The organism is Streptomyces sp. NBC_00306, from assembly GCF_036169555.1.
GTDB lineage: Bacteria > Actinomycetota > Actinomycetes > Streptomycetales > Streptomycetaceae > Streptomyces > Streptomyces achmelvichensis.
In genome coordinates this window covers 7,828,243-7,840,859 of the sequence record NZ_CP108032.1, presented here as the reverse complement: position 1 = coordinate 7,840,859, position 12,617 = coordinate 7,828,243, and the positions used below count along the sequence as shown (strand labels likewise).

Below are 12,617 nucleotides of genomic sequence, written 5' to 3'. Positions count from 1 at the left end.
TCTGCGGCCCCGATCCCGGGGCGGAGGCTGCGCTCGACCCCTCCTAACCGCGAGGCCCGTCCGTCGGGCTGGATACGTCGGTGGTCAGCCCTGCCATGTCCCGTCGCGCATGATGACTCTCCCGTGCAGTTCCTGCTCGCCGCGCCAGGCACGTACCGTCCGCGGTACGACGCGGATGTAGAGATGAGACCCATCCCCCGTGCGTGGGTCCCACCCGAACTTGGCGGCGAACGCCTCCGCCGGGTCCGCGGGGACTTCCTGATCCGGGAAGCACTCCGCCTCCCCTTGCAGGAGCACCACATCGAAGGTGTCCGCCAGCGCCAGGCGCACGCGCGGATCCTCGCGGACGTTCCGCGCCGTCGCTGACGTGGCGCTGGTGCACATCCACACCGCCCGCCCGTCCCACAGGAACCACAGAGGCACCTGGTGCGGTCCGTGATCAGGATGTCCCGTCGACACCCAGATGTCCCGCTCGGCCGCGAGCCGGCCCAGAGTGTCGCCTCTTCGCTCCGCCGCCCGGCGACGAACGATGTCCGTGGTCTGCATGAGAGCCGACGCTAGCCAGCGGGGCACACAGCGCACATGAGGCACGGGACCTACCCCGAATGCGGCGCGGGACCTACTCCCTGCGACCGACCAACCCCTCAGCCTCCGCCGCCGGAAGGGCCGAACAGGTGCTCGGTGAAGCCACCGACCGAGGGAACTGGCGCACGTCTCGGCGTAGTTGACCTGGCCCGCGACCCGGTCCCCTCCGGCCGCCCTCGCACACGGCGACCCAGAGGGCACCTCGCGTCACGCTCCCGGCGCCGTACAGCCATCGGCCGGAATGTCCACCGGCACGACAGACGACAGATACGACAGGCAGATAGGACTTACCGCATGTTTCCGGCATTGTGCTCCATGCTGGTCCTGCCGCGTCTGGCCCCACCCGGGGCGCCGCCCTTGCCCGGGCGGGATGCGTGCATGTACGACGACCGGAGGACCATGTACAGGCAGGATCACCCCCGTCCGACCTCTGCCACCCGGCGTGCCGTACTCGGCGCCGGGATCGCCGCAGCGGGATCCGCGCTGCTCACCGCTTGTTCAGGCAGCGGCGCTGACTCCACAGCCGGCACCGGAAAGGGGGCCGCCGGTCCCCAGGGCCCCCTCTCCGCGGACGGCAAGAAGGTCCGGCCCACATGGACGCCCAGCCCCGAAGGAAAGCTCCGCGGTCTCACCTTCACCGCCACACCCTCCACGGTCGAGATCGGCAACGGACGCACCGTCAGAACCTCGACCTACAACGGCGAACTGCCCGGCAAGGAGGTGCGGATCACCGCCGGCGACACCCTGCAGTTGACGCTCGCCAACCACCTGCCCGAACCCACCACGGTCCACTGGCACGGCGTCGCCCTGCGCAACGAGATGGACGGCGTGCCCGACGTGACGCAGCCGCCCATCAAGCCGGGCAAGACGTTCACCTACCGCTTCCAGGCGCCGCACCCCGGCACCTACTGGTTCCACCCCCACCTTGGCCTGCAGGTCGACCGCGGAATGTATTCACCGCTGATCGTCGACGACCCCAACGAGCCCCTCTCCTACGACGCGGAATGGATCGTCCTGATCGACGACTGGATCGACGGGGTCGGCGGCTCCAGCCCCGAGGACATCTTCGACCAGCTCCGCAAGGGCAAACCCGCGATGGGCCACGGACAGCACGAGCCCGGCGCCCGGCCCTCCAAGCCTTCCGGAGGAGTCGCGGCGGGATACGGCCCGCCGCGCGGCCACGCGCCACAGCGCCACCACGCGCCGGCGCGCGACGATGCCCCGCCCTCACCGAGGTCGAGCAGAGGCCCCGGCCGGCTGATGACCGGTGCCAGCAGTCCGCTGCTCGGCGGTCACGCCGGCGACGTCGCCTACCCGCACTACCTGATCAACGGACGCACACCGGACGACCCGACCCAGTTCCGGGCCAAACCCGGCGACCGGATCCGGCTGCGCATCATCAACGCCGGCGCGGAGACCCCGTTCCGGGTGGCTCTCGGCGGACACCGGATGACGGTCACCCACAGCGACGGCTTCCCCGTACGCCATCACCGGACCGACTCTCTGCTCATCGGCATGGGCGAACGCTACGACGTCCTCATCACCGCCAAGGACGGCGTCTTCCCGCTCACCGCCCTCGCCGAAGGCAAGAACGGCGCCGCCATGGCCGTCCTGCGCACGGCGAGCGGCGCACTGCCCGAGCCCGACACCCGGCCCGCCGAACTACGGCGCACCGTCCTGCCGTCGGCACGCCAACTCAGGCCGCACGAATCCGTCGAACTCGACCGGCGCCGCCCCGACCGGATCGTCAGAATCACCCTCACCGGCGGTATGAAGAACTACGACTGGGGCATCGACCACCACCCCTACTCGCCCGACCGCGTCCACCGCGTCGAACATGGCGAACGAGTCCGGCTGGTCGTCGTCAACGCCACCGACATGTGGCACCCCGTCCATCTGCACGGCCACACCTATGCCCTCGCCGGCATCGACTCGCACGGCGCCCGCAAGGACACGGCCACCGTCCTGCCGCACAACAAACTCGTGCTCGACTTCGACGCCGACAACCCCGGCGACTGGATGCTCCACTGCCACAACATCTACCACTCGGAGTCCGGCATGATGACCACCGTCGCGTACGACGCATAGCCCAACGCCCCAGCGGCGCAGATGAGTTCCACGGCGACGAAGCGGATCCTCGGCGGCGACGTCGCCTGCTTCTCGTAGAGATTCTTCAGGCCGCGGCCCGGCCGGGGACCACCCGTTCCCGGCCGGTCATCGCGCCGGCCGCCACCATCGCATCCCCGACGTACACGTCCGTCGGAATGACTCGTGCGCATGGGTGAAGAGCAGGCCACAAGACTGCTCATACGGGACGGCATGAAGAAATGACGAGCAGACGTCGTGCGCTCCGACCTGCGGACCGCCCCATTCGGCCGTCCGTCCGATCAGGCGCTACGACCCGCGGATACCTTGACCAGGAAAGCTCACAGCACGATGAAGATCACCGAGTTGTTGAAGTTCCTGTCGTAGCGGTTGTCGTAGAAGTCGCAGTTGTTGTTCCGACGGTCGTCCCAACCCCTCCCGTCGGAGCATCCGTAGTTACCACCTGCGTTGCTCGAGGCGAACGCACCGGTTGCGGGTATGACTGCGAGCGCGAGGCCGGCAACTCCTGCGGAGACTGCGGCAATGATCTTTTGGCGCACCCTCATACACCTCCGACTATTATCGCTTAGCGGGCGAAAGGGTATATTTCACACTCCTCTCCTATCGGTGCCATGTCAATGCGACTCCGATCCCCCCGGGGGTATCTCCCTGCCCCCGAGTTCCAGCGGCACGATCGGTCGCTGACGGTGTGCTGGGCCGTACCTTCCGCAGCTGTACGCAGCCTCCGCCACTCCCATCGGGCCGCGGCCACCGACGGACGGCAGCGGTGAGCGTCTCACTCGGTGTCGTGTGGCGCCGCGTCCACCCGGGCGGCCGGGGCCGGCACGGCAGGGGCGACGACGATCACCTCGTCGGCGTCACCCCACCTTCTGGCGTACGCCTTCGGGGGGTTGATGCGCACGCCGTGATGTGGGGGCTCCCAAGCCCGGGCGGCCGAGCGGTACCCGATCGCGCACCCGCCCCGTCGGGAAGCCGCCTCGGCCACGCTTGCGAACGAGGCACGGTGGCCCGGCCGGACGAAGTCGCCGGCCGGAAGGAGATGGATCGTGTTGCCGCCAGGTGCGAACAACTCCTCGAACACGGACGCCAGTCGGGGGTTCTGCGAGATCTGCGTCATGAGCAGGCCGATCAGCTTGCCGCTGACGACGAAGTCGGCACCCGGAGCGACCGGGGCGATGAGCCGGTTGCGGTCGTCGGTCAACTCCGTGACGACGGGCACCCGTACACCGGTGTCACGCTCTCGGGCCCGGAGGTGGAGCAGGGTGACGAGGGTGCGGTCGTCGGGGTCGTCCTGCCCGGAACGGCGGCGATCCGGTCCGAGGACGATCACCCCGTGATAGTCGGATAGGTCGAGTTCTTCAACGGTCTCTCGCAGGGTGGGATCGCTCGGCCGGTGGACGACCGTCAGGGTGTCCGCCACCGCCCGGTCGGCAGCGCGCAGCCCTGCCACCGTGGCGGCCTTGCGCCCGGCCACTACGTCGAGGGACGAACCCGGCGGCGCGGACCGGGCAAGCTGGTCGACGATCCGGCGGGCCCTGCGGTTCCAGCCGAGCAGCAGCAGGCGCTCGGGCACCCGTGCCCGCGGCGGGGGTTCGTCGGCGAGGACCGTCGGATCGTAGGGGTCGGCGACCGGTGCCAGGTGCGTGGATTCCCTGTCGCGTGCGATGACGACCAAGCCGTCACCACCGGTCAGCGTGAGAGCGGCGGGTGGGGCGAGGGTGAGGCCGCCGTCCGCGTGGACGACGCCGACGGCGCTCGATACGGGGCAGGCCGCGGCCGCCTCCCTGAACGTCCGGCCGGTCAACACCGGGCTCCGCACGGTGTGGAACTCGTCGCCCGCGTAGTCCAGGAGTTCCTGGTGGACGAGGGAGAGGCCGGGACTGCGGACACACTGCACGAGCAGGCGGGCGGAAACGTCGTCGATCTCCAGCACCGTGGCTCCGGGTCCGCCGGCCAGGCGGGCCGCGGCGAGGTAGCGGTCGTCGCGCACGGCCGCAACGACCGGCAGGTCGCGCTCTTCGCCGACGACGGCACGCAGCGACAGAAGGGTCTTGACGATCTCGGCGTCCTCGGCGGGGTCGTCGCGCGGGAGGACCACCACAGCGTCGGCGGTCGCGGGACTGACCCGGGCCAGGGCCGCGGGGTCGGTGGGGCGTCCGCTGCGGATGACGAGCCGGGTGCGGCCTGTGTCACCGAGGTCGGACCGGAGGATGTCCTCCATCTCGGCGGGGTCGCGGTCGGCGAGAACCACGACGATGCTTTGGCGGAGCCCGGCGTTCGCGGCGACCAGTTCGGAGACGACCGTCTGCATCTGCTCGGACCAGCCGAGGACCACGGTGTGACCGCTCTCCAGCACGGTGGAGTGGCCGCGGCGCAGGGCGATCAGCCGGTCGGTCATACCCGCGGTGATGAGGCTGACCAGGGTGGAGACGTAGAAGAGGGCGATGAGGGCGAGCAGCACCGACAGGGCGACCCGCAGCGGCGGCCCGACCTCGCCACCCAGCCGCATGGTCTGGCCCGTGCTGCGCCACACCGCGACGATCTTCGATCCCGTGGCCACCGGTGCGCGCTGGTCGGTCCAGACGAGGAGAGCGCTGACGGGAACCACCACGGCGAGACAGGCGAGGGCGAGCCACCCGACGAGTGCGGAGGTACCGCGGGCCAGCGTGGTGTCGAACCAGTAGCGGATGCGGGCCTCGACGGTGCCGACACGGTCGCCCGGTCCGCCTCGACGGGCGACGGGGGGCCGTTGAGTGGGTCGCCGGTGACGTTCCGGCTCCGTGGTCCGCTGTCGGGGAACAGCCCTGTCTCCTTCTTTGTGCACATCGGCAGCGTGCACGGCGCCCGGACGCGACGGGGTGCCCTCTGCACGTATTCATCCCTTCGTGATCGTCCCCGCCCGTCGTGCGATCCGGCCGCACATCGCCCACGGGCGTCCACCAGTGGATGACCGGGTCCAACCGGGTGAGCCGCCGCGGGTGAGCGACAGGCGAAGGGAACCAGAGGGAAAGGACGGACGGCACCGGACAGCCGCAGCCCAGGGAGACGCGATGAGCGAACGATCAGGCCCGTTCTGGGATGGAGTGAACGGGCGCTCGCCGATGCCGCGTGCGGCGGCCACCCTGGGGTGGGAGTTCATCGACGCGGACGTCGACAACGGCACGATTCGCGTGGCCTTCCACGCGACCGAGGACTTCATCAATCCAACCGGCAACGTCCTGGGGGCCTTTCTCGCCGCGATGCTCTACGACACGGTCGGCCCTGCGCTTCTCGCCACCCTCCAGCCCGACCAGTTTCAGTCCACGCTGGAGTTCAAGGTGTCCTTTCTCCGCCCCGTCCGCCCCGGACGGCTCTTCGGGAACGGCCGCGTGGTGCATCGCGTGGGCGATATCGCCCATCTCGAAGCCTCGCTCACCGACGCGGACGACTTCGTGATCGCAACAGCCAGTGCCACGGCTCGCGTCATCCCGCTCAGCGGCGCGGAAACCATGCCGTGACACTGCTCAACGCGCGTTCCCGCCGGGCGGGAAGGGCCGGCCGGCTTCGCTGCTGCGGTCGGAGAACCTGAACCGGACTTGCATCCAGAGCATACGATATTGCTCATGCCGCAAAGCGATGGCGAACTGGACAGCCTGGTACGCAAACGCATCCGGGCTCTGCGCGTGGCGCAGGGCTGGTCACTGGAGGAACTGGCCACCCGCGCGAACGTCAGCCAGTCCACCCTCAGTCGCATCGAGAACGGTCAGCGCCGGCTCGCACTGGATCAGCTGGTCATCCTCGCCCGCGCATTGGACACCTCGCTGGACCAGCTGGTGGAGACCGCCTCCGACGATGTGGTCACCAGCCCGACGATCGACAGCGTCCACCGGCTGATGCGCTGGCCCATCAAGGCGGAGCCCGGCATGAGCGTCATGCGTCAGCGTCTGACCGAGCCACCCCCCGACGATCCCTCGCGCATGCGCGCCCACCCCGGCCGCGAATGGCTCGTCGTCCTCTCCGGCACCGCGATCCTCATGCTGGGCCACCGCCGCTTGCGCATCGAGACCAACCAGGCCGCGGAGTTCCCCACGATGCTCCCCCACGCCATCGGCACCGAGGGCGGCCCGTGCGAGATCCTGGGCATCTTCGACCGTGACGCCCGACGCGGGCACCGGCGCGACAGCGGCAGCAAGGGCCCCGGCAGCGACTACGCATCGGACGGCTCCTGTACGTGAGCTGTCCGCATGCCCTTGCGTGTGCGGCACGGCAGCCGACCTCTTCCTTGCCAATACGGCATGAGGTCGTGCCATGTACGCAATGGCGTTCTAGCGTGAGGGCATGAGCCACGCAGAACCACACACCCACGACGACGGTGCGCACCACGACCACCAGCACGTCGCTGACTCCGGCGGTCAAGCCGAGATGCTCGACCTGGACGCGGAAGTCCTCGCCGAGCACATCGCCGCCATCACCGCATGGCTGCCCATCGAGGCCGCACCGCACGAGATCGTGGACCTGGGCTGCGGCACCGGAACCGGCACCTTCGCCCTGCTCGACCGCTTCCCCGAGGCGCACATCACCGCCGTCGACTCCTCGGCCGACCACCTTCACCGCTTGCGGACGAGGGCACGCGCCGAGGGAGTACTGGAACGCGTGCGCACCGTTCTGGCCGACCTCGACGCCACGGACTGGCCCCACCTCGGCACGCCCGATCTCGTGTGGGCCTCCGCCTCGATGCACCACATGGCCGACCCCGACAGCGCCCTGCGCCACGTCCACGACGCACTCGCGCCCGGCGGCCTGTTCGCCGTCGTCGAACTCGCAGGCTTCCCCCGCTTCCTGCCCGAGAGCGCACCCGAGGAACGTCCCGGCCTGGAAGACCGCTGCCATGCAGCGACCGACCGCTTCCACGCCGAGCACGTCCCCCACCGTGGCGCCGACTGGGGACCGAAGCTCACCGCCGCCGGATTCGCTCTCGAAGCCGAACGCACCATCGCGGTGAACATCGAGGACGGCCCGACCGAGGCGATCGGCCGCTACGCCCTGGGCTCCCTGCAACGCATCCGCGGTGTCGCCTCCGAATCGCTCGCGCCCGACGACCTCGCTGCTCTCGACCGACTGCTGGACACCAGCAGCGGCCACAGCATCCTGCGTCGCACCGACCTGGTGGTACGCACGGAACGCACGGTCTGGGCCGCACGCCGCAAGAACTGACCTACGCCCTGCCGAAGCTTTCGCGTGCGAGGGGCCGCGGGCAGTGACCCGCGGCCCCTCGCACGCGGTTGCGGGGACGGACAGCTCGCCGTTGCCGCGGCTGCGCGCCGCCACCTCCTCGCCATCCAGCCCCACTGATCGGCCTCACCGGCGCGGCCCCGATCCCCGGCCGCGCACGCCCGCCTTGCCCCTTGGGCCCGTCCGCACCGACCGGGAGGCCTGGGGCCCGCCGCCCGCTCACCCTCGGCAGGCGCGTCCACTGCCTACAGCCGGAACACAGGTCCACCCCGCCGACCTGCCGAAACCGGTGGTGCCAACTCGCTTGCGCGTCAGTGCCGTTGACAAAGTGGCCACCTGGTAGAAACCTGTCACTCTGTCGCTGCAAAATTTTGACTGATTAACTCAAAAGTTCTAGAGAACCTCTCAACTGCCTCGCCTTCCGCATGTCAGGTACCTGGCGAGTCACGTGGTCGCCGTCCCCTCGGCGCACCGGTCCGTCATGCAAGTCGCCCTGCCCCAACGCCTCGAACGGCGCCACCTGCGGGCGCCGAGCCGCGCGCCCGGACACCGGATCACGAAACAAGAGGACACCATGAAACTGAGACACCACGGCTGGCGAGTGATCGTCGGCATGGTGCTGGCGGGCCTGATAGGCGTCGGGCTGCTGCCCGCTCCCGCCCACGCCGCGGAAGGGCCCAACCTGGCCCTCGGCAAGTCCGCCCGCGCAGGCGGCAGTCACGGCAACTACCCGGCCGGCAACGTCACCGACGGAAGCCAGGCGTCGTACTGGGAAGGGCCCGCCGGCGCGCTGCCTCAATGGGTGCAGGTCGACCTCGGCGCGAACGCGGAGATCAGCCGGGTGGCGCTCAAGCTGCCGTCGACCTGGGAAGCCCGCAACCAGACCCTGAGCGTGTCGGGAAGCACCGACGGATCATCGTTCGCACCGCTGTCGGCCTCCGGCGCGCGTGCCTTCGATCCGGCCGGGGCGAACACCGTCAGCATCCCCGTCACGGCGACCACGGTCCGCTACGTGCGCGTCCAGGTGTCGGCCAACAGCGGCTGGAACGCCGCCCAGTTGTCCGAGCTGGAGGTCTACGGCGAGGACGACGGGCCGGGCGAGCCGCCCGTCACCGGTTCCAACCTCGCCCGCAACAAGCCGATCGAGGCGTCGTCCTTCACCCAGACCTATGTCGCCTCCAACGCTAACGACGACAGCCCGGCCACCTACTGGGAGTCCTCCGGCTTCCCGTCGACCCTCACGGTGAAGCTCGGCTCCAACGCCGATGTCGAGGCGGTCGTCGTCAAACTCAACCCGGACCAGGCATGGGGACCGCGGACCCAGGCCATCGAGGTGCTCGGGCGTGAGCAGTCGGCGTCCGGCTTCACCTCGCTGAAGGCGCGCGCCGACTACGCGTTCAGCCCGTCCTCCGGCGGCAACAGCGTCACCATCCCGGTGACCGGCCGCTACTCCGACGTACAGCTGAAGTTCTTCTCCAACTCCAGCGGCTTCGGGGCACAGGTGGCCGAGTTCCAGGTGATCGGGGCACCGGCACCCAACCCGGACCTGACGATCACCGATCTGACCTGGGCCCCGGCCTCACCGTCCGAGACGGACGCCGTCGAGGTCAGCGCGACGGTCCGCAACGCCGGAAGTGCCACCTCCCCCGCCACGTCGGTGAACGTGAGCCTCGAAGGCGCGGCAGCCGGTTCGGCGCAGGTCGGCACGCTCGCCGCCGGCGCCTCCACGACCGTCAAGGTTCCGGTCGGCAAGCGCGCCATGGGCAGCTACACCGTGTCCGCCGTGGTCGACCCGGCGGGAACCGTCGTCGAGCAGGACGACACGAACAACAGCCGCACCGCGTCCTCGAAACTGGTCGTCGGGCAGAGCCCCGGACCCGACCTCACCGTCACCGCAATCACACCCAACCCGGCCGCTCCGGCAGTGGGCGCGCAGGTCTCCTTCACCGTCACGGTGGACAACCGCGGCACAAGCGGTGTCGCGGCCGGGACCGTCACACGCCTCGCCGCCGGGAACACCACTCTGAACGGAACGGCGGGAGCGATCGCCGCAGGCGCGAGCGTCACCGTACCGATCAACGGCACGTGGACCGCGGCGAGCGGCGGTGTCACCCTCACCGCGACGGCCGACGCGACGAACACCGTCACGGAGACCAACGAGAACAACAACGTCCTCGCGCGCTCCCTGGTCGTCGGACGCGGTGCCGCGGTGCCCTACACCGAGTACGAAGCCGAAGCCGCCCGCTACCAGGGCACGCTCCTCACCACCGACGCCAAGCGGACCTTCGGGCACACCAACTTCGCCACCGAGTCCTCCGGCCGCCAGTCGGTGAGGCTCACCACCACCGGGCATTTCGTCGAGTTCACCTCGGCCAACGCCGCCAACTCGATCGTCGTGCGCAACTCGATCCCCGACGCGCCCTCAGGCGGCGGCGCCGAGGCGACGATCAGCCTCTACGTCAACGACACCTTCAGCCGCAAGCTCACCCTGTCCTCCAAGCACAGCTGGCTGTACGGAAGGACCGACGACCCCGAGGGCCTGACCAACACGCCCGGGACCGACGCCCGTCGCCTGTTCGACGAGTCCCACGCCCTGTTGTCGCAGAGCTACCCGCCCGGCACGAAGTTCCGCCTCCAGCGCGACGCCGGCGACTCGGCCTCGTTCCACATCATCGACCTGATCGACCTCGAGCAGGTGGCGCCGCCGAGCGCCCAGCCGGCCGGCTGCACCTCGATCACGAACTACGGTGCCGTACCGAACGACGGCCTCGACGACACCGACGCCATCCAGCGCGCCGTGACCGCGGACCAGCAGGGTGACATCAGCTGTGTGTGGATCCCTGCGGGCCAGTGGCGCCAGGAGCAGAAGATCCTCACCGACGACCCGCTGAACCGGGGCACACACAACCAGGTGGGCATCCGGGACGTCACCATCCGCGGCGCGGGCATGTGGCACTCGCAGCTGTACACCCTGACGCCGCCGCACCAGGCGGGCGGGATCAACCACCCGCACGAAGGCAATTTCGGCTTCGACATCGACCACAACACCAAGATCTCGGACATCGCCATCTTCGGTTCGGGCACCATCCGGGGCGGCGACGGCAACCACGAGGGCGGCGTCGGTCTCAACGGCCGGTTCGGCAAGGACACCAAGATCACCAACGTGTGGATCGAGCACGCCAACGTCGGTGTCTGGGCCGGCCGGGACTACTCCAACATCCCTGAACTGTGGGGACCGGGCGACGGCGTCGAGTTCAGCGGCATGCGGATACGCAACACGTACGCCGACGGCATCAACTTCGCCAACGGCACCCGCAACTCGACCGTCTACAACTCGTCCTTCCGCAACAACGGTGACGACGCTCTCGCCGTGTGGGCCAGCAAATACGTCAAGGACACCTCGGTCGACATCGGCCACGACAACCACTTCCGCAACAACACCATCCAGCTGCCGTGGCGCGCCAACGGCATCGCGGTCTACGGCGGATACGGCAACACCATCGAGAACAACATCATCGCCGACACCATGAACTACCCCGGCATCATGCTCGCCACCGACCACGACCCGCTGCCCTTCACCGGCCAGACCCTCATCGCCAACAACGCCCTGTACCGCACGGGCGGCGCGTTCTGGAACGAGGACCAGGAGTTCGGCGCGATCACCCTCTTCGCTCAGGGGCAGGGCATCCCGGGTGTCACCATCCGTGACACGGACATCCACGACTCCACCTATGACGGAATCCAGTTCAAGACGGGCGGCGGAGAGATACCGAACGTGAAGATCACCAACGTCAAGGTCGACAAGTCCAACAACGGCTCCGGCATCCTCGCGATGAGCGGTGCCCGGGGCAGTGCGACCCTGACGAACGTGACGATCACCGACTCGGCGGACGGAGACGTTCTCATCGAGCCCGGATCGCAGTTCGTCATCAACCGAACCGGCTGATCGGCCCGCCCCAGGGGCATCGGAGCACGAAGGTGGGCCGCGCCGGATACCCGGCGCGGCCCACCTCCGGCAGGAGCGCTCAGCCCCAGACGCTGGTGTAGTTGTACTGACCGTCGTAGCGAGGCGTCCACAGGCTCGGGTACGGCTCGGTGATGTTGCCGCACGCCCGGAGCTGGATCGCGCTGCGCTTACCGGTGTCGTGAAGGCACTTGCCGCTGGCCGCCTCGACGATCTCCCAGTGGTCGCTGCCGCGGTCCACCCAGCGGAAGTGCTGGCCCGGCCCCTGACAGTGCCCCAGGACGATCGGTGTGTTGTCGGCGGTCGAGGCGTTCTGCGCGCCGATGCAGTACTTGCCGTACACGCCGATGAAGAAGAGCCCGGGAGTGCCCGACGGCATGAAGTAGAAGCGCTGGTGCAGCCGGCCCTTGCAGTCGAAGCGCTGGATGACGGCACCCGGGTTCTGCGATTCACCCCGCACATCCATGCACTGCCACGAGTACGAGGCCCGCATCTCGTAGATGGCGGCGTTGTTGATCCACGCCGTGTAGCGGATCGGTGGATCGGCAGCACTCGCGCTGCCGGGGATCAGCAGAACAAGCAGTGATGCCAGGACCGCGAGTATCCCTCCGCGGTGCACACTTCGAGCCACTGTGACTCCTTCTTTGCCCGGATTGCGATGGGCGCCGCGACCCGACGTAGTGGTGTGATGGCTCGTCGTGTCCGGCGCCGGAACGCCCCGAAACCTAACGGTTCTCGTCGTCCGGCTGTA

The 12,617-nt window shown here is 69.0% G+C and carries 9 protein-coding genes; 5 read left to right on the top strand and 4 right to left on the bottom strand.

What is annotated here, in order from left to right; genetic code table 11:
• Positions 1-84: 84 nt before the first annotated feature.
• Positions 85-546 (bottom strand): pyridoxamine 5'-phosphate oxidase family protein, encoded by a 462-nt coding sequence (locus OHA05_RS35035; RefSeq protein WP_328862812.1) that lies wholly within the window; start codon positions 544-546, stop codon positions 85-87.
• Between the two features lie 438 nt (positions 547-984).
• Between OHA05_RS35035 and OHA05_RS35030 the strand changes: the two genes are divergently transcribed.
• On the top strand, positions 985-2,673 hold the full coding sequence (locus OHA05_RS35030; RefSeq protein ID WP_328862811.1) for a multicopper oxidase family protein: 1,689 nt from the start codon (positions 985-987) through the stop codon (positions 2,671-2,673).
• Positions 2,674-3,011: 338 nt separating this feature from the next.
• Here the strand turns inward: OHA05_RS35030 and OHA05_RS35025 are convergent, their stop codons facing one another.
• A complete protein-coding gene (locus tag OHA05_RS35025; protein ID WP_313942197.1) occupies positions 3,012-3,230 on the bottom strand; it encodes a hypothetical protein in 219 nt (72 codons plus the stop codon).
• Between the two features lie 236 nt (positions 3,231-3,466).
• Positions 3,467-5,380, bottom strand: coding sequence for a CASTOR/POLLUX-related putative ion channel (locus OHA05_RS35020; RefSeq protein ID WP_328863515.1), 1,914 nt, complete (start codon positions 5,378-5,380; stop codon positions 3,467-3,469).
• Positions 5,381-5,741: 361 nt separating this feature from the next.
• On the opposite strand from OHA05_RS35020, the gene OHA05_RS35015 reads away from it, so the two are divergent.
• The 4 genes from OHA05_RS35015 to OHA05_RS35000 all read left to right on the top strand — a co-directional run bounded on the left by OHA05_RS35015 (position 5,742) and on the right by OHA05_RS35000 (position 11,848).
• Positions 5,742-6,188, top strand: a complete 447-nt coding sequence (locus tag OHA05_RS35015; RefSeq protein ID WP_328862810.1) for a PaaI family thioesterase — start codon at positions 5,742-5,744, stop codon at positions 6,186-6,188.
• A 105-nt stretch (positions 6,189-6,293) separates the two neighbouring features.
• A complete protein-coding gene (locus OHA05_RS35010; protein WP_328862809.1) occupies positions 6,294-6,905 on the top strand; it encodes a helix-turn-helix domain-containing protein in 612 nt (203 codons plus the stop codon).
• Positions 6,906-7,008: 103 nt separating this feature from the next.
• The gene (locus OHA05_RS35005) at positions 7,009-7,884 is read left to right on the top strand and encodes a class I SAM-dependent methyltransferase (protein ID WP_328862808.1); all 876 of its coding nucleotides are present in this window, start codon (positions 7,009-7,011) and stop codon (positions 7,882-7,884) included.
• 592 nt (positions 7,885-8,476) lie between these two features.
• Positions 8,477-11,848 carry a CARDB domain-containing protein gene (locus tag OHA05_RS35000; protein ID WP_328862807.1) on the top strand — a complete coding sequence of 1,124 codons (3,372 nt, stop codon included), beginning with the start codon at positions 8,477-8,479 and terminating at the stop codon, positions 11,846-11,848.
• A 79-nt stretch (positions 11,849-11,927) separates the two neighbouring features.
• On the opposite strand, the gene OHA05_RS34995 is transcribed toward OHA05_RS35000, so the two are convergent.
• A complete protein-coding gene (locus OHA05_RS34995) occupies positions 11,928-12,497 on the bottom strand; it encodes an RICIN domain-containing protein (RefSeq protein ID WP_313942202.1) in 570 nt (189 codons plus the stop codon).
• Between the last annotated feature and the right edge of the window lie 120 nt (positions 12,498-12,617).

Excerpts from the sequence above, each read along its gene's own strand:
- OHA05_RS35035 (WP_328862812.1), bottom strand. The coding sequence starts at position 546 with ATGCAGACCACGGACATCGTTCGTCGCCGGGCGGCGGAGCGAAGAGGC.
- OHA05_RS35030 (WP_328862811.1), top strand. The coding sequence starts at position 985 with ATGTACAGGCAGGATCACCCCCGTCCGACCTCTGCCACCCGGCGTGCC.
- OHA05_RS35015 (WP_328862810.1), top strand. The coding sequence starts at position 5,742 with ATGAGCGAACGATCAGGCCCGTTCTGGGATGGAGTGAACGGGCGCTCG.
- OHA05_RS35010 (WP_328862809.1), top strand. The coding sequence starts at position 6,294 with ATGCCGCAAAGCGATGGCGAACTGGACAGCCTGGTACGCAAACGCATC.
- OHA05_RS35005 (WP_328862808.1), top strand. The coding sequence starts at position 7,009 with ATGAGCCACGCAGAACCACACACCCACGACGACGGTGCGCACCACGAC.
- OHA05_RS35000 (WP_328862807.1), top strand. The coding sequence starts at position 8,477 with ATGAAACTGAGACACCACGGCTGGCGAGTGATCGTCGGCATGGTGCTG.